The sequence below is a fragment of the Pseudomonas sp. UBA6310 genome, assembly GCF_002438225.1.
Taxonomy (GTDB): Bacteria; Pseudomonadota; Gammaproteobacteria; order Pseudomonadales; family Pseudomonadaceae; genus Pseudomonas_O; species Pseudomonas_O kuykendallii.
Genome location: NZ_DJTK01000060.1, coordinates 1 through 17,044, shown reverse-complemented (window position 1 = coordinate 17,044; position 17,044 = coordinate 1). Strand labels below are relative to the sequence as shown.

The following is a 17,044-nucleotide window of genomic DNA, read 5'->3' as shown; positions in this document are numbered from 1 at the left end:
GGCAGGATGCCGGCGACCACGCCGAGCGGCTTGCGGAACAGGAAGACGTTTTCCCCGGCGCGGTCGCTGGTGAGGATTTCGCCTTCCAGGCGGCGCGCCCACTCGGCCATGTAGTCGAGGTAGTCGGCGGTGAAGTTGACTTCCACCAGCGCCAGGCCAGGCACCTTGCCCTGCTCCTGGGTGATGACACGGGCCAGGCGCTCGGCGTTGTCGCGCACCTTCTGGGCGATCCTGCGCAGGTAGCCGGCGCGTTCGATGGCCGGCTTGGCGGCCCAGCCCTTCTGCGCCTTGCGCGCGGCGGCGATGGCGCGCTCGACCTGAACATTGGTCGCTTGCGGCACTCGCGCCAGCAGCTCGGCGTTGGCCGGGTTATGCACCTCGATCAGCTCTTCGCTGCCGATGAAGGCGTTATCGATGTAGTTCTGGTAGGTGACGATGGTGCTCATTGCGTTTCTCCCATCCACGAGTAAAAGCCCGCCGCAGCGGGCGTCTGGGGGTCAGTTGGCGGCGGTGTTCTTGGCGGCGGCCTGCTGTTCCTGTAGGTCGTAGGCACGCTTGATCAGGTACTGATGCACCGCTTCGGCCTGCTTCGCGTCGAGATGGCCCTCGAACGACGGCATGCCGTCCGGGATGCGCGCGCCATAGACGATGCCGAGGAAGCGCTCGTGGTTTTCCTTGCTCAGGGTGCGCAGGTCAGGCACCACGCCGCCGCTGATGGCATTGATGCCGTGGCATTGCGAGCAGCTCGAATTGAACAGTTCGCGGCCCTGGTCGATCTGTGCCGGGGTGCCGGTGAGTTTCGGCGGCTCGGGCTTGCGGTCGGCGAAGCGGTCCTTGAGGTCGGGGAGCGTGGCGGTGCCGCCGAGCTTGTAGGTCAGCACCTGGGCGTTGGGCTTGACCCCGGCGCGCAACGACAGCGCGCCGGCGAACGTGGAGAACGCCCCGCCCCAGCCGGCCATGAAGGTCACGTACTGTTCGCCGTCCACTTCATAGGTCACCGGCGCCGCCATCACCCCGGTGTTGGCGGGCTGTTCCCAGAGCTTCTTGCCGGTGTCGGCGGCGTAGGCCACCACGCGGCCGTTGGCGGTGCCCTCGAACACCAGGTTGCCGGCGGTACTCAGGGTGCCGCCGTTGAAGATGGTGGTGTACGGCACTTCCCACGCGGCTTCCTGCTTGACCGGGTCCCAGGCGATCAGCTTGCCGGTCCAGGTGTCGGCGATCTTGCGCAGGCCTTCGGGGTCCTCGGGCATCATCCCGGTGTTCACGTCGAGCTGGTAGATGCTCTTGAACTTGGAGCGTGGCGGCGCGCCGTCCACGTCCTGGTACATGGCCGACATGATGTGCGCCGGGATGTACACCAGTCCGGTTTGCGGGTTGTACGACATGGGTTGCCAGTCGTGGGCGCCCCAGAACGCGGGCTGGATCAGGCGGGCCTTTTTCTCCGGGTCCTTCCAGTATTCGGCGACCTTCTCGTTGCGGATCGGCCGGCCGGTCTTCATGTCGATGCCGGTGGCCCAGTTGATCGGGATGAAGTTCTTCGCAGAGAGCAGCTCACCGGTTTCACGGTCGATCACGTAGAAGAAGCCGTTCTTCGGCGCCTGCATCAGCACCTTGCGTTTCTTGCCGTCGAGTTCCAGGTCCACCAGCATGATGTGCTGCGTGGCGGTGTAGTCCCAGGCATCGCCCGGCGTGGTCTGGTAGTGCCAGACGTATTCGCCGTTGTCCGGGTTGATGGCGACGATGGACGAGAGGAACAGGTTGTCGCCCTTGCCTTCGCTGCGGATGCGCGGGTTCCACGACGAGCCGTTGCCCACGCCGATGTACAGCAGATTCAGCTCGGGGTCGTAGGACATCGAATCCCACACCGTCCCGCCACCGCCCTGCTTGTGGTAGTTGTTGCCGAACCAGGTCTTGGCGGCGATTTCCATGCCCTTGCCTTCGGGCATTTCCTTGGGGTCACCCGGTACGGTGAAGAAGCGCCAGTCCTGCTTGCCGGTCTCGGCGTCGTAGGCGGTGATATAGCCGCGCACACCGAACTCGGCGCCGCCGTTGCCGATGATCACCTTGCCTTTGACGATGCGCGGCGCGCCGGTGATGGTGATGCTGCGGCTGTGGTCGCTGCGGGTGTCGACGCTCCAGACCTTCTGCCCGGTCTTGGCGTCGATGGCCTCCAGGCGGCCATCGAGCACGCCGACATAGACCTTGCCATTCCACACCGCCACGCCGCGGTTCACCGCATCGCAGCAGGCTTCGCCGGCGCGCGAGCGGTCGGACTGCGGGTCGTATTTCCACAGCAGTTTGCCGTCGCGCGCATCCAGGGCGTAGACGATGGAGAACGGCCCGGTGGTGTACATCACGCCGTCGACGACGATGGGCGTGGCTTCGACGCCCCGGTCGATATCCAGCTTGTAGCTCCAGGCCAGGCCGAGTTTGTCGACGTTGCCGTCGTTGACCTGTTTCAGCGGGCTGAAGCGTTGCTCGTCGTAGGTGCGGCCGGTGGACATCCAGTTGCCGGGTTCCTTGTCCGCGGCGGCGATCCGCGCGCCGTCTACAGCGGCCGGCTGAGGTGCGGCCAGCGAGGTGGTGGAGCCGAGGGCGAGAAGGATGGCGATGCACAGGGAAGTCAGTGGAACGGCGCCAGAGGCACGCCCGCTTTCAGGCAAGCGGGCTGCGCGCGAAGCGAGGCCAATCTGTTTCATGGGTTTCTCCCGATTTCTTATTAGGGGCTGGAGCGTTTCGCTGCAGTCCCACTCAGGAGAGCAACCGCTATGCCAGCCACCGGCGAAGGCCGTGCAGGCCAGTAACGGCGCGGCTTTCAACGATCAGCGAGGCGGTTTTGGCGGCATCGCGCGCCGCGACAGCTGTCGCATTCGCCGAGACAGGCAGAACAGTTCTGCGACAGCCAATTAGCGGCGCGACGCCGAACGACAGGCATGAAAAACGCGGCCGGAGCCGCGTTCGGGGAGGAGGACGGAGGTCTCAGGGCGTGACGATGTTGAAGTTGCCGTCCGGATCGTCCATGCCGCCCAGCAGCCGGCCGAGCTTGAGGCGTTCGCCCTGCATGCTGATGTTGCCGACCATGAGTTGCTTGAGGAAGCTGGTTTCCTTGAGGGCAATGCGGTCGAGCAGCGCCTTGTCCATGGTCACGCTGACATCGGCCTGGGGATGCAGCACGCCGTCGCGATGGGTGAGCACCCCGTTGCGCAGGGTCAGTGCGTAGTCTTCCTTGAGGTCGCTGAAGCTCCAGTTGATCAGCAGGTCCTCGCCGGCCTCCTTCTCGGCGTCGATGCGCACCGACAGGTAGTCGAAGAACATCGCCGGGGTCAGCGAGCGGACCAGGTCCGGCGCGTTGCTGCCGACGCCGGGCTGCCTGGAAACACCGTTGCGCAGCTCGTTGGCGCCCATCAGGTAGGCGTTGCGCCAGGTGGCGTTCTCGCTCTGGTAGCCGAGCTGCTCGAGGGCGTCGGCCTGCAGCTCGCGCGCGGCCTTGTTGTCCGGCTCGGCGAACACCAGGTGGTTGGTCAGTTGCGCCACCCAACGATAGTCGCCCTGCTTGAACGACTCGCGGGCCAGCGCCAGCACCTTGTCCGCCCCGCCCATGGCCGCCACGTAATGCTGGCCGGCCTCGACCGGCGGCAGCGGGTTCAGGTTGGCCGGATTGCCGTCGTAGAAGCCCATGTAGCGCTGGTACACGGCGCGCACGTTGTGGCTCAGCGAGCCGTAGTAATCGCGGGTGTACCATTTGCTGGCGAGCTTCGGCGGCAGGCTCTTCAGCTTCTCGGCGATCTCCATCGGCGTGAACCCCTGGTTGAGCAGGCGCAGCGTCTGGCTGTTGATGAAGGCGTACATGTCGCGCTGGTCGGCGAGGAAGGTCTGGATCTCCGCCTGGCCCCAGGTCGGCCAGTGATGCTGGGCGAACAGCACGTCGGACTTGTCGCCGTAGCGCTGCAGCGTTTGGTCGAGATAACCAGCCCAGACCTTCGGATCGCGCACCAGCGCGCCGCGCAGGGTAAGGATGTTGTGCTGCACGCGCGCGGCATTCTCGGCCATGCACAACGCGCGGAACTGCGGGAAGTACAGGTTCATTTCCGCCGGCGCCTCGGTGCCGGGCGTCAGCTGGAACTCGATGTCGATACCGTCGATGCGACGCCGCTCGATGGGCTGCGCGATCACCTCAGTGGGCCGGATCAGCGTGATGGTGCCGGCGCTGGGCACCGACTTGCCGAGCCCGGCGTCGACCTGGCCGCGCTCGCCGCGTGGCAGCGGCGCGCCGTACATGTATTGCGCGCGGCGGCTCATCGCCGGGCCGGCCATCACGTTCTCGCTGATGGCGTGCTCGAAGAAGCCTTCCGGCGCATAGATGTGCACCTTGCCGGCCTTGACGTCCGCCTCGTCGACCACCCCGCGCACACCGCCGAAATGATCGACGTGCGCGTGGGTGTAGATCACCGCCACCACCGGTTTGCGCGGGCGGTGCTTGTAGTACAGCTCCAGCGCGGCCTTCGCCGTGGCCTGGTTGAGCAGCGGGTCGACGATGATCAGCCCCGTGTCGCCCTCGATGACGTTCATGTTCGCCAGGTCCATGCCGCGCAGTTGGTGCAGCCGCTCGCTGACCTGGAACAGCCCGGCGATGTTGTTCAGCTGCGCCTGGCGCCAGAGGCTGGGGTTGACCGAGTCCGGCGCCGGCTTGCCGTTGAGGAAGGCATAGGCGGGAAGGTCCCAGGCCGGCTTGCCGTCCCCGTCGCGGATCACGCCGTCGAAGGCTTCGATGAGGCCGCGACGGGCCGCCTGGAAATCGGCCTGGTCGGCGAACGGCAGGCGCTCGTTCCAGGCGGCGTTGACCGATGCGGTCAGCGCGGTGGCCGGCTTGGGTGTCTCGGCCGCCAGCGAGGTGGCGACGAATCCGCCGAACAGGGCCAGGGATAGGCCTTGCAGCAAAAGGGGCACGGGCATGAAGTTTCTCTCTTCTTCTAGGACGATCGCAGTGTGCGACAAGCGAAACGGCCGCTTGTCCCGTACCACGCGTGAAAGAGAGCGCGTAGGCGGAAAAAGCATCCCTGCCGTTCCGCCCGAAGGCCGTCGCGAAGCGGCGACCTGGCGAGGCGATCAGATCGCGGTGACGCCGCCGTCCACGGCCAGTGCATGACCGGTGGTGAAGGCTGCGCCGTCGCTGCACAGGTAGAGCACCGCGGCGGCGATCTCCTCGACCAGGCCGATGCGACCGACGGGGTGCATGGCGGCGGCGTACTCGGCCTTGCGCGGGTCCGCCTCGTAGGCGCGGCGGAACATGTCGGTATCGATCACCGCCGGGCACACCGCGTTGACCCGCAGTTTCTTCTTCGCATACTCGATGGCCGCGGATTTGGTCAGGCCGATCACCGCATGCTTGGAGGCGGCGTAGATGCTCATCTTCGGCGCCGCGCCGAGGCCGGCTACCGAGGCGGTGTTGACGATCGCGCCGCCGCCCTGGGCCAGCAGCAGCGGGATCTGGTGCTTCATGCACAGCCAGACGCCCTTCACGTTGACCGCCATGATGGCGTCGAATTCGTCCTCGCCACCGTCGGCCAGCTTGCCCTTCTCGATCTCGATGCCGGCGTTGTTGAACGCGTAGTCCAGGCGACCGTAGGCGCCGATCACGCCTTCCATCAGCGCTTTCACATCCGCCTCGCGGGTGACGTCGCAACGCACGAAGCTGGCCTCGCCGCCGGCGGCGCGGATCGCCTCGACGGTGGCTTCGCCATTGGCGGCATCCAGGTCGGACACCACCACCTTCAGCCCTTCGCTGGCGAATGCCAGGGCGGTCGCGCGGCCGATACCGGCCGCGCCGCCGGTGACCAGGGCGACCTGGCCGGAAAACGTCATGCTCATCGTCAATCCTCAGCAGTGGCGAGTAATGGTGTGCCGCAGTCTATCCACGCGCCCACGCAGGTCGGCATCACTATCAGGACGCCGGTTGGCTGGCGATCCATGCTGCTGATGAAGCACCCTGCCCCACCATCAGTCGAACGGATCGACGGGCATTCTCCGGGCAGACAAAACTTGAACCCGGGCGCCGGGCGAACTATCACAGTCACCTACCCATCGATTCGAGTACCTGCCATGACTGCCGCCACCAATCGCCAATTCCTCCTCGCCAAACGCCCCGTCGGCGAAGCCACCCGCGACATTTTCGAGTACGTCGAGAAGCCGGTGGGCGAACCCGGCCAGGGGCAGATCCTGGTCCGCGTGAAGTACCTGTCCCTCGACCCGGCCATGCGTGGCTGGATGAACGAAGGCAAGTCGTACATTCCGCCGGTGGGCCTGGGCGAGGTGATGCGCGCCCTGGGCGTGGGCGAAGTGGTCGCCTCGCAGCACCCCGACTTCGCCGTCGGCGACCACGTCAACGGCGCGCTCGGCGTGCAGGACTATTACCTCGGCGCGCCTAACGGGCTGTACAAGGTCGACCCGCAGCGCGCGCCACTGCCGGTCTACCTGTCCGCCCTCGGCATGACCGGCATGACCGCCTACTTCGCCCTGCTGGAAACCGGTGCACCGAAAGCCGGCGATACCGTGGTGCTGTCCGGCGCCGCCGGCGCGGTCGGCAGCGTTGCCGGGCAGATCGCCAAGATCAAGGGTTGCCGCGTGATCGGCATCGCCGGCGGCGCCGAGAAGTGCCGCTACCTGATCGACGAGCTGGGCTTCGACGGCGCCATCGACTACAAGAGCGAGGATCTTGCCGAAGGCCTCAAGCGCGAATGCCCGAAAGGCGTCGACGTCTACTTCGACAACGTCGGCGGCGACACGCTGGACGCGGTGCTGAGCCGCCTCGCCCGCGGCGCGCGGGTGGTCATCTGCGGCGCCATCAGCCAGTACAACAACAAGCAGGCGATGAAGGGCCCTGCCAACTACCTGTCGCTGCTGGTGAACCGCGCGCGCATGGAAGGTTTCGTGGTGATGGACCACGCGGCAGGCTTCCCGGCGGCGATGAAGGAGATCGGTGGCTGGCTGGCCAGCGGCCAGTTGAAGAGCCGCGAGGACATCGTCGAAGGCCTGGAAACCTTCCCGGAAACCCTCGGCAAACTGTTCAAGGGCGAAAACTTCGGCAAGCTGGTGCTGAAGGTCAGTTGAGCGACGCCTTGCGTAGGGTGGGCTTCAGCCCACCAAGGTCCACTCAGCGCCGACGCGGTGGGCTGAAGCCCACCCTACGGTCTTAGCTACGTGAAGCCGCGTCTTCGGAGCCGGCGTCCAGCGCCTCGCGCGGGGTGGGGCGAAAAATTCGGCAAGCGGGCACTGAAGCTCAGCCGAGCGCCGCCTCGCGTAGGGTGGGCTTCAGCCCACCACAGTTCATTCGGCGCCGAGGCGGTGGGCTGAAGCCCACCCTACGGTCTTAGCTACGTGAAGCTGCGTCTTCGGAGCCGGCGTCCAGCGCCTCGCGCGGGGTGGGGCGAAAACTTCTGCAAGCGGGCACTGAAGCTCAGCCGAGCGCCGCCTCGCGTAGGGTGGGCTTCAGCCCACCAAGGTCCACTCGGCGCCGAGGCGGTGGGCTGAAGCCCACCCTACGGTCTTAGCTACGTGAAGCTGCGTCTTCGGAGCCGGCGTCCAGCGCCTCGCGCGGGGTGGGGCGAAAACTTCTGCAAGCTGGTGCTGAAGCTCAGCCGAGCGCCGCCTCGCGTAGGGTGGGCTTCAGCCCACCACAGTTCATTCGGCGCCGAGGCGGTGGGCTGAAGCCCACCCTACGGTCTTAGCTACGCGAAGCGGCGTCTTCGGAGCCGGCGTCCAGCGCCTCGCGCGGGGTGGGGCGAAAACTTCGGCAAGCGGGCATTGAAGCTCAGCCGAGCGCCGCCTCGCGTAGGGTGGGCTTCAGCCCACCACAGCTCACTCGGCGCCGAGGCGGTGGGCTGAAGCCCACCCTACTGTCTTAGCTACGCGAAGCTGCGTCTTCGGAGCCGGCGTCTCGCGCGGGGTGGGGCGAAAAATTCGGCAAGCGGGCACTGAAGCTCAGCCGAGCGCCGCCTCGCGTAGGGTGGGCTTCAGCCCACCACAGCTCACTCGGTGCCGAGGCGGTGGGCTGAAGCCCACCCTACGGTCCGTCTAGGGTCCGAGCTACCGACGAGGCCTCAGGCCAGTTCGGCGACCACCGCTGACAGCGCCTGCGCCGGGTTGGCCGCCTGGCTGATCGGGCGGCCGATCACCAGATAGTCGGAGCCGGCGTCCAGCGCCTCGCGCGGGGTGAGGATGCGACGCTGGTCGTCCTGCGCGCTGCCGGCCGGGCGAATGCCGGGAGTGACCAGCTGCAGCCGTGGATGCGCCGCTTTCAATGCACTGGCCTCCTGCGCCGAGCAGACCAGGCCATCCATCCCGGCTTTCTCCGCCAGCGCCGCCAGGCGCAGCACCTGAACCTGGGGCTCCACGTCCAGGCCGATTCCGGCCAGGTCCTCGCGCTCCATGCTGGTCAGCACGGTCACGCCGATCAGCAACGGCTTCGGCCCGTTGAAGCGGTCCAGCATCTCGCGGCAGGCAGCCATCATCCGCAGCCCGCCGGAGCAGTGCACGTTGACCATCCACACGCCCATCTCCGCCGCCGCCTTCACCGCCATCGCGGTGGTGTTGGGGATGTCGTGGAATTTCAGGTCGAGGAAAACCTCGAAGCCCCGGTCGCGCAATGTACCAACGATGTCCGAGCCACAGCGGGTGAACAGCTCCTTGCCGACCTTGACCCGGCACAGCGCCGGATCGAGCTGATCGGCGAGTTTCAGCGCGGCGTCGCGGGACGGGAAATCCAGGGCGACGATGATCGGGGACTGGCAGGCGGACATGGCGGGCTCTCACGGCGGATCGAAAACGGCGCGCATTGTCGCAGAACGCCGGAGTTTTCCGTAGCCGCGCGAGGTGCCGAAGGACGATTTTCCGACCTTCCGCACGCCTGTGGGCGACTTTTCCTTGCCCCGATCCTCCCGGCTGGCGCGCTCGACTTTGGCTCGGCGGCGCGCGCTGAATCGATTCACTCTCTCCGCTCGACGCACCAGCGCGACACGCTGACCCGCCGGTCACGCCGTGCGAGGCCAAGGGAACCGCTGGGCCAGGCTCTGTTTCGTGCAAACGCAAGACTGGCACGACCGCTGCAAAACGTAACTGAACGTGTCGAAAATCCATTGAGAGGTCAGCATGAGCACGCAACTCAAACCCACCCTCGGCACCCTGCATCTGTGGGGTATCGCCGTCGGCCTGGTGATTTCCGGAGAGTACTTCGGTTGGAGCTATGGCTGGGGCGTAGCGGGAACGCTCGGTTTCCTGGTTACCGCGCTGCTGGTGGCGGCGATGTACACCTGCTTCATCTTCAGCTTTACCGAGCTGACCACCGCCATTCCGCACGCCGGCGGGCCCTTCGCCTACAGCCGCCGCGCCTTCGGTGAAAAAGGCGGGCTGATCGCCGGCCTCGCCACGCTGATCGAGTTCGTCTTCGCGCCGCCGGCCATCGCCATGGCCATCGGCGCCTACCTCAACGTGCAGTTCCCCGGTCTCGATCCGAAGCTGGCCGCGGTTGGCGCGTACATCGTCTTCATGACCCTGAACATCCTCGGCGTCAGCATCGCCGCGACCTTCGAGCTGGTGGTGACCATCCTCGCGGTGGCCGAGCTGCTGGTGTTCATGGGCGTGGTCGCACCGGGCTTCAGCTTCAGCAACTTCGTGCTCAACGGCTGGGCCGGTTCCAACGAGTTCGGCGGCGCGGCGATTTCCGGCATCTTCGCCGCGATCCCCTTCGCCATCTGGTTCTTCCTCGCCATCGAAGGCGCCGCCATGGCCGCCGAAGAAGCCAAGGACCCGAAACGCACCATTCCCAAGGCCTACATCGCCGGCATCCTGACACTGGTCACGCTGGCCATGGGCGTGATGATCTTCGCCGGCGGCGTAGGCGACTGGGCGGCCCTGTCGAACATCAACGACCCGCTGCCGCAGGCGATGAAAGTGGTCGTCGGGGAAAGCTCCGGCTGGCTGCACATGCTGGTCTGGATCGGCCTGTTCGGTCTGGTCGCCAGCTTCCACGGCATCATCCTGGGCTACTCGCGGCAGTTCTTCGCCCTCGCCCGCGCCGGCTACCTGCCGGCCAGCCTGGCCAAGCTGTCGCGCTTCCAGACGCCGCACCGGGCGATCATCGCCGGCGGCGTGGTCGGTATCGCGGCGATCTACAGCGACGGCCTGATCAACCTGCAAGGCATGACCCTGACCGCGGCGATGATCACCATGAGTGTGTTCGGCGCCATCGTCATGTACATCATGAGCATGCTCAGCCTGTTCAAGCTGCGTAAGAGCGAGCCGAACCTGGAGCGCACCTTCCGCGCGCCGGGCTACCCGATCGTACCGGGCATCGCCCTGGTGCTGGCAGTCGTCTGCCTGGTGGCGATGGCCTGGTTCAACGCGATCATCGGGCTGATCTTCCTGGGCTTCATGGTGGTGGGCTTCGTCTACTTCCTGCTGACCGGCCATCAGCGCGCCAACGCCCGCAGCGACGTGCTGTTGACCGGTGGTGCCGCCTGACGTTTAGTGACGCCTGAGTGCCGACGCCGGACGCTTGCGCCCGGCGTCGTCGTTTCCGAGCCCGCCGTCGCGCACCGGACCCCGACGCGCCGCGGCCCGCCCCACGGAGCCCCGCCATGCCTTACAGCACATCCGTCGGCAGCCAGACCTACCGCTTCGCCGACCTCAAGACCCTGCTGGCCAAGGCCAGCCCCGCGCGCTCCGGCGATTATCTGGCCGGCCTCGCCGCGGCGACCTACGAGGAACGCATGGCGGCGAAGATCGCCCTCGCCGACGTGCCGCTCAAACGCTTCCTCGAGGAAGCGCTGATTCCCTACGAAGCCGACGAAGTCACCCGCCTGATCATCGACGGCCACGACCTCGCGGCGTTCGCCCCGATCTCCCACCTCACCGTCGGCGACCTGCGCGACTGGCTGCTGCTCGATTCCACCGACAGCGCCACGCTGAGCGCCGTGGCGCCAGGCATCACGCCGGAAATGGCGGCAGCGGTGAGCAAGCTGATGCGCAACCAGGACCTGATCCTGGCGGCGAAGAAGTGCCGCGTGGTGACCCGCTTCCGCAACACCATCGGCCTGCCCGGGCACCTCTCCGTGCGCCTGCAACCCAACCACCCCACCGACGACGTGCGCGGCATCGCGGCGAGCATGCTCGATGGCCTGCTCTACGGCTCGGGTGACGCGGTGGTCGGCATCAACCCGGCGAGCGACTCGCTGCCGACCCTGATGCGCCTGTGGCAGATGCTCGATGAAGTCCGCCAGCACTTCGACATTCCGATGCAGAGCTGCGTGCTCACCCACGTCACCACGCAGATCCAGGCCATCGAGGCCGGCGCGCCGCTGGACCTGATGTTCCAGTCGATCGCCGGCACCGAGAAGACCAACGCCAGTTTCGGCATCAACCTGTCGATCCTGCGCGAGGCGCACGACGCCGCGCAGAGCCTCGGCCGCGGCACCGTCGGCGACAACCTGATGTACTTCGAGACCGGCCAGGGCTCGGCGCTTTCCGCGGGCGGTCACCACGGCGTCGACCAGCAGACCTGCGAGGCGCGCGCCTACGCCGTGGCCCGCGAGTTCAAGCCGCTGCTGACCAACACCGTGGTCGGCTTCATCGGGCCGGAGTACCTCTACGACGGCAAGCAGATCATCCGCGCCGGGCTGGAAGACCATTTCTGCGCCAAGCTCCTCGGCGTGCCGATGGGCTGCGACGTCTGCTACACCAACCACGCCGAAGCCGACCAGGACGACATGGACACCCTGATGACCCTGCTCGGCACCGCCGGCATCACCTTCATCATGGGCATCCCCGGCGCCGACGACATCATGCTCAATTACCAGAGCACCTCGTTCCACGACGCGCTCTACCTGCGCAGCGTGCTCGACCTGAAACGTGCGCCGGAATTCGATGCCTGGCTGACGCGCATGGCGATCACCGAGGCCTCCGGGCAACTGCGCGAGATCGGACGCGGCCACCATTTGCTCAAGCAACTGCCCTTCCTTTCCGGAGCCGCCTGATGAGCGACCTGACCCTGACGCAAGGCAACCCCTGGGACGAACTGCGCGCGCACACCTCGGCGCGCATCGCGCTCGGCCGGGTCGGCTCCAGCCTGCCGACCAGCGAGGTACTCAAGTTCGGCCTGGCGCACGCCCAGGCGCGCGACGCGGTGCACCGGCCGCTGGATTTCGACGCCCTCGGCGACGAACTCCAGGCCGCCGGCTTCCGCACCCTGCGGGTGAAGAGCGACGCCGAGGACCGGCATGTCTACCTGCTGCGCCCGGACCGCGGCCGCAGCCTCGACGAAGCGTGCCGCGAGCGCCTGCGCGAGGAGGCACCGGCGCCGGAACTGGCCGTGGTGATCGCCGACGGGCTGTCCTCGATCGCCGTGCAGAACCACGCGTTGCCGCTGCTGCGCCTGTTCCGCGAACGCTTCGAGGCCGACTGGGCGAACACGCCGGTGGTGCTCGCCGAACAGGGACGCGTGGCGATCGGCGACGGCATCGGCGAGGCGCTGCGAGCCAGGCTGGTGATCGTGATGATCGGCGAACGCCCCGGGCTGACGTCGCCGGACAGCCTCGGGCTGTACGTCAGCTACGCGCCGAAGGTCGGCCTGATGGACAGCGAGCGCAACTGCATCTCCAACGTGCGCCCGGAAGGCCTGCCCTATGGCGTAGCCGCCCACAAGCTCGACCACCTGGTGCGCGGCGCGCTGCGCCTGCAGCTCTCCGGCGTGGCGCTGAAGGACGACAGCACGCTGCATGACGTACTGCCCGCGAACTGACAGGCTGTTTCGCGCGTCCTAAGGTAAGGACACCCAAAGACAAGAAGGAGATTCCCATGCCATGGTATGCCTGGCTGATTCTGCTGGTCGCCATCGGCTCCATCGTCGGCGGCCTGATGATGTTGCGCGACACGGCGAAGGAAGTGCCGCTGTCCAAGGAACAACTCGACCGCGTCCACCAGCGCAACGCCGAAGCGGACGCCCAGGACGCGGACGACCGCTGACCGCCCTCCCCGCGACTCCACGGGCTTCACCTACGCCAGCGGCCGCGCCTGGCGCAGCGTGGGCGAAGCCCGCCTCCTTCTCGTCAGCTCACGGCTCGAACGCAGCGCTAATGCCTGGCGTCGTCCTGCGCGGTCGCGGCGTCGAGGTGATAGCGCGCCAGCAGCGCGGCATAGCGACCGTCGCGGCGCAGCGCTTCGAGGATCGCCGAGAGGCGCTCGGCGTCGATCGGCCCGTTCGGGCGAATCAGCGCCAGCGGGCGAAACGTCTGGTCCACGCGCGTGGAAACCAGTAACCGCTCACGCAGTTCGGGGCGCGCGTCGAAGTCCATGCGCAGGTAGGACTTGGCCATCACCGTGAGATCGATGCGCTGGCGCAGGAGCATTTCCAGGTTGGTCTCGTGGGAGCGGCTGACGACGACGTCGAAGCGCTGGTGCAGGCGCTCGCTATCGCTCTCGAAATCGGCGAAGGCATAGTGATATCCGATATGCAGCCCCAGGCGTTTGTCTTCCAGCGTGGCGAAGTAGCTCTGGTCGCGGCCGGGCACCGCGCGGGCGACGAAGACTTCCGAGTCGTCGATACCCAGGTCGAGGGTCTGCATGGGGATGTCCTGCCAGCCCCACTGCCGCGACTCGAACAGCACCAGGTCGATACGACCGCGGGTGAAGTCGCGGTAACGCCGCCCCGTGGAGGTCAGCGTGATCTCGAAGCGGTAGTCGTCCTGCACCGCGTTCATCGCCTCCAGCAGCTCCGGCAGCAAGCCGCTCGGCTCACCATGCGCCGGCATCGTCACATAGGGCGGATACTCGGTCGCGCCGACCACCACGCGCTGCGCGGCAAGCAGCGACTGAGTCAGCAGACAGCAGAGCAGAAAGAGGATTTTGCTAGGCGCGAACACGAAGGGTTCCCCGATGACGAGTGCGGCGCCCCGCGGATTCGGGGCTACTCGTTATCGGCCGGTTTCAGCGTTCCTTGATGACCAGTGACAGCGCCTGCTCGGCCAGTTGATCGAGGCTCATCGGACCCTCGGGGCGGAACCAGGTGTTCGTCCAGCTCAGCGCGCCGGTCAGGAAACGCCGCAGTATGAAGCTGTCGCCGCTGAAATAGCCCGCCGCGCGGGCCTCGTCGAGCACGTCGAGCCAGAGCTGCTCGTAGGTATCGCGCAGGCCGAGGATGTAGCGCTGGCTGTCCTCGGACAGCGACCGCCATTCGTAGACGAGCACAGCCATCGCCTCGCCGGTGCCGCCCATGATCGATTGCAGCTCGCAGCGGATCAGCGCCAGCACCCGCCCGCGCAGATCCTCGGCCTGCGCCAGCGCGGCGTGCATCAGCGCGGTGTTGTAGCGGATGGTTTCCTCCATCACCGAACGGAGGATCTCGTCCTTGCTCTTGAAGTGATGAAAGATGCTGCCGGACTGGATGCCCACCGCGCTGGCCAGGTCGCGCACCGTGGTGCGCTCGTAGCCCTTGCTGCGGAACAGGTGCGCCGCCGTTTGCAGCAACTTGCCGCGGGCGCTTTCAGGATCGGTGATCTGTCCGCTGGCGAGCAATTCCGCCATCACTGCCTGGGCCTGCCGATCGTCCACGCTGAATTCCCCGCTTACTGTCTGATGCGCCATCGGCAAAACCGTCCGATATACGCAAGTCATTGTGTATGCGAAGGAATTTATGCCGCGCCGAGTCGCCAAGCAAGCGCTTGGGCAAGAAAAGCATCGCGACAGGGTTTTCAACCAAGCGCTTGCTTGGTAGTCTCCGCTGCAATCGAATCCCGCTGCAGGAATTCTCCATGTCAAAGACCGTTCGCATCGGCTGCGCCTCCGCCTTCTGGGGCGATACGTCCACGGCCGCCGCACAGCTGGTCCAGGGTGCGCAACTGGACTACCTAGTGTTCGACTACCTCGCGGAGATCACCCTGTCGATCATGGCCGGCGCGCGCATGAAGAACCCCGAAGCCGGCTACGCGACGGATTTCGTCGAGGTGCTGGCGCCGCTGCTGGAGGACATCTCCAGCAAGCGCATCCGCGTCATCAGCAACGCCGGCGGGGTCAACCCGCACGCCTGCGCCCAGGCCCTCGCCAGCGCCTGCGCCAAGGCCGGCGTCGACCTGAAGATCGCCGTCCTGCACGGCGACGACCTGCAGCCGAGCTTCGCCGAGCTGCGCAAGGCCGGCATCCAGGAGATGTTCAGCGGCGACCCGCTGCCGCCGATGTGCGTGTCGATCAATGCCTACCTAGGCGCGCCGGGCATCGTCGCGGCGCTGCAACAGGGCGTGGACATCGTCATCACCGGCCGGGTGGTCGACAGCGCTGTGGTCAGCGCCGCACTGGTGCATGAGTTCGGCTGGGCCTGGGACGACTATGACCGGCTGGCCCAGGCCGCGCTGGCCGGGCACATCATCGAGTGCGGCGCGCAGTGCACCGGCGGCAACTTCACCGACTGGGAACGCGTGCCGGACTACGAGCACATCGGCTTTCCCATCGTCGAGGTCGCCGCCGATGGCCGCTTCGTGGTCGGCAAACCGCCGGGAAGCGGCGGCCTGGTCAGCCCGTTCAGCGTCGGCGAGCAACTGCTCTACGAGATCGGCGACCCGCGCGCGTACCTGCTGCCGGACGTGGTCTGCGACTTCACCCAGGTGACGCTCGAGCAGGTCGGCGAAAACCGCGTCGCCGTGCAGGGCGCCCGTGGCCTTGCACCCACCGAACGCTACAAGGTCAGCGCCACCTGGCCGGACGGTTTCCGCTGCGTCGCCAGTTTCCTCATCGCCGGGATCGACGCGGTGCGCAAGGCGGAACGGGTCAGCCGGGCGATCGTCGCACGCTGCGAGGAAATGTTCGCCCAGCGCCACTGGGCGCCTTTCGCTCAGGTCGACATCGAGTTGCTCGGCGCCGAAGCCACCTACGGCGCGCGGGCCGAACGCCGCGACGCCCGCGAGGTGGTGGTGAAGATCGGCGTGCGCCATCCGCGCAAGGAAGCCCTGCTGCTGTTCTCCCGCGAGATCGCCCAGGCGGCGACCGGCACGGCGCCGGGCTTGACCGGCATCGTCGGCGGACGGCCGACGGTGTACCCGGTGATCCGCCTGTTCTCCTTCCTGATCGACAAGGGCGCCTGCGCGCTGAGCGTCGAGCTGAACGGAGAACGCCTGCCCGTCGCCCTGCCGCCCCGCCCGGCGCTGGATACCCGGGAACTGCCCGAGGACCTGCAACCGCCGCGCCCCGAGGGCGAAGCGGACACCAGCGTGCCGCTGATCCGCCTCGCCGTGGCCCGTTCCGGCGACAAGGGCAACCATAGCAACATCGGGGTGATGGCGCGCCACCCCGAGTACCTGCCGTGGATCGCCGAAGCGCTGACCTGCGATGCCGTGGTGGAGTGGATGCGCCACGTGCTCGACCCGGTCACCGGGCGCGTCGCCCGCTGGTACCTGCCCGGCACGCACAGCCTGAATTTCCTGCTGGAGAACGCCCTGGGCGGGGGTGGCGTGGCCAGCCTGCGCATCGACCCGCAAGGCAAGGCATTCGCCCAGCAGTTGCTGGAGTTTCCGGTGCCGGTGCCTCGTACGCTGGCGCAGTCGCTGGACGATGCATGAGGCTCTCGCCATCCGCCACGCCACGACGCCAAATGGATAGCCCGCCACCTTGAGGGTGGGGCCTAAAACGAGCCGAAGGACAACAACAATGACATACGACTCGATCTTCAAACCCGGCCTGTTCAGCGGCCGGACCGTGCTGGTCACCGGCGGCGGCAGCGGCATCGGCCGTTGCACCGCGCACGAACTGGCGGCCCTGGGCGCCCACGTGGTGCTGGTCGGGCGCAAGCAGGACAAGCTGGAAAGCACCGCCGGCGAGATCATCGAGGACGGCGGCAGCGTCGCCTGGCGGGTCTGCGATATCCGCGAGGAAGACGCGGTGAAGACCATGGTCTCGGCGGTGATCGCCGAACACGGTCCGATCCATCACCTGGTCAACAACGCCGGCGGCCAGTACCCCGCCCCGCTCGTCTCGATCAACCAGAAAGGCTTCGAGACCGTGGTGCGCA

Annotated in this window: 14 protein-coding genes; 7 read left to right on the top strand and 7 right to left on the bottom strand. The window is 66.9% G+C overall.

The window, feature by feature from the left end:
* The 4 genes from B3E91_RS14665 to B3E91_RS14650 form a co-directional block, all read right to left on the bottom strand.
* Positions 1 to 446, bottom strand: a 446-nt coding sequence (locus B3E91_RS14665; RefSeq protein WP_287030122.1) for an aldehyde dehydrogenase family protein, incomplete at its 3' end; no start/stop codon positions are given.
* A gap of 51 nt (positions 447 to 497) precedes the next feature.
* The gene (locus B3E91_RS14660) at positions 498 to 2,699 is read right to left on the bottom strand and encodes a PQQ-dependent dehydrogenase, methanol/ethanol family (RefSeq protein ID WP_287030121.1); all 2,202 of its coding nucleotides are present in this window, start codon (positions 2,697 to 2,699) and stop codon (positions 498 to 500) included.
* Positions 2,700 to 2,979: 280 nt separating this feature from the next.
* Positions 2,980 to 4,953, bottom strand: a complete 1,974-nt coding sequence (locus B3E91_RS14655) for an alkyl/aryl-sulfatase (protein ID WP_287030120.1) — start codon at positions 4,951 to 4,953, stop codon at positions 2,980 to 2,982.
* 153 nt (positions 4,954 to 5,106) lie between these two features.
* The gene (locus tag B3E91_RS14650) at positions 5,107 to 5,868 is read right to left on the bottom strand and encodes an SDR family oxidoreductase (RefSeq protein ID WP_273234494.1); all 762 of its coding nucleotides are present in this window, start codon (positions 5,866 to 5,868) and stop codon (positions 5,107 to 5,109) included.
* Positions 5,869 to 6,099: 231 nt separating this feature from the next.
* On the opposite strand from B3E91_RS14650, the gene B3E91_RS14645 reads away from it, so the two are divergent.
* Entirely contained in the window at positions 6,100 to 7,107 is a 1,008-nt protein-coding gene (locus B3E91_RS14645) for an NADP-dependent oxidoreductase (protein WP_273234496.1), read from the top strand.
* A gap of 989 nt (positions 7,108 to 8,096) precedes the next feature.
* Here the strand turns inward: B3E91_RS14645 and pyrF are convergent.
* Positions 8,097 to 8,795: an orotidine-5'-phosphate decarboxylase gene (pyrF, locus tag B3E91_RS14640; RefSeq protein ID WP_090231230.1), complete on the bottom strand. Its 699-nt coding sequence runs from the start codon at positions 8,793 to 8,795 to the stop codon at positions 8,097 to 8,099.
* Between the two features lie 349 nt (positions 8,796 to 9,144).
* Here pyrF and eat point away from each other — a divergent pair, with 349 nt between their 5' ends.
* The 4 genes from eat to B3E91_RS14620 all read left to right on the top strand — a co-directional run bounded on the left by eat (position 9,145) and on the right by B3E91_RS14620 (position 13,014).
* A complete protein-coding gene (gene eat, locus B3E91_RS14635) occupies positions 9,145 to 10,515 on the top strand; it encodes an ethanolamine permease (RefSeq protein ID WP_090231231.1) in 1,371 nt (456 codons plus the stop codon).
* A 116-nt stretch (positions 10,516 to 10,631) separates the two neighbouring features.
* Positions 10,632 to 12,026, top strand: a complete 1,395-nt coding sequence (locus B3E91_RS14630) for an ethanolamine ammonia-lyase subunit EutB (RefSeq protein WP_287030117.1) — start codon at positions 10,632 to 10,634, stop codon at positions 12,024 to 12,026.
* On the top strand, positions 12,026 to 12,790 hold the full coding sequence (gene eutC, locus B3E91_RS14625) for an ethanolamine ammonia-lyase subunit EutC (RefSeq protein WP_090231233.1): 765 nt from the start codon (positions 12,026 to 12,028) through the stop codon (positions 12,788 to 12,790). The genes B3E91_RS14630 and eutC overlap by 1 nt, the downstream gene beginning before the upstream one ends.
* Positions 12,791 to 12,846: 56 nt before the next feature.
* Positions 12,847 to 13,014: a DUF2897 family protein gene (locus B3E91_RS14620; protein WP_090231234.1), complete on the top strand. Its 168-nt coding sequence runs from the start codon at positions 12,847 to 12,849 to the stop codon at positions 13,012 to 13,014.
* A gap of 107 nt (positions 13,015 to 13,121) precedes the next feature.
* Here the strand turns inward: B3E91_RS14620 and B3E91_RS14615 are convergent, their stop codons facing one another.
* Together B3E91_RS14615 and B3E91_RS14610 are read right to left on the bottom strand one after the other, a co-directional pair.
* Positions 13,122 to 13,910: a substrate-binding periplasmic protein gene (locus tag B3E91_RS14615; RefSeq protein WP_287030115.1), complete on the bottom strand. Its 789-nt coding sequence runs from the start codon at positions 13,908 to 13,910 to the stop codon at positions 13,122 to 13,124.
* A gap of 64 nt (positions 13,911 to 13,974) precedes the next feature.
* Positions 13,975 to 14,598 carry a TetR/AcrR family transcriptional regulator gene (locus tag B3E91_RS14610; RefSeq protein WP_217632902.1) on the bottom strand — a complete coding sequence of 208 codons (624 nt, stop codon included), beginning with the start codon at positions 14,596 to 14,598 and terminating at the stop codon, positions 13,975 to 13,977.
* A gap of 200 nt (positions 14,599 to 14,798) precedes the next feature.
* On the opposite strand from B3E91_RS14610, the gene B3E91_RS14605 reads away from it, so the two are divergent.
* The gene (locus B3E91_RS14605) at positions 14,799 to 16,595 is read left to right on the top strand and encodes an acyclic terpene utilization AtuA family protein (RefSeq protein WP_287030113.1); all 1,797 of its coding nucleotides are present in this window, start codon (positions 14,799 to 14,801) and stop codon (positions 16,593 to 16,595) included.
* A gap of 88 nt (positions 16,596 to 16,683) precedes the next feature.
* Positions 16,684 to 17,044: SDR family NAD(P)-dependent oxidoreductase (locus tag B3E91_RS14600; RefSeq protein WP_287030111.1), on the top strand; the 361-nt coding region annotated here is incomplete at its 3' end.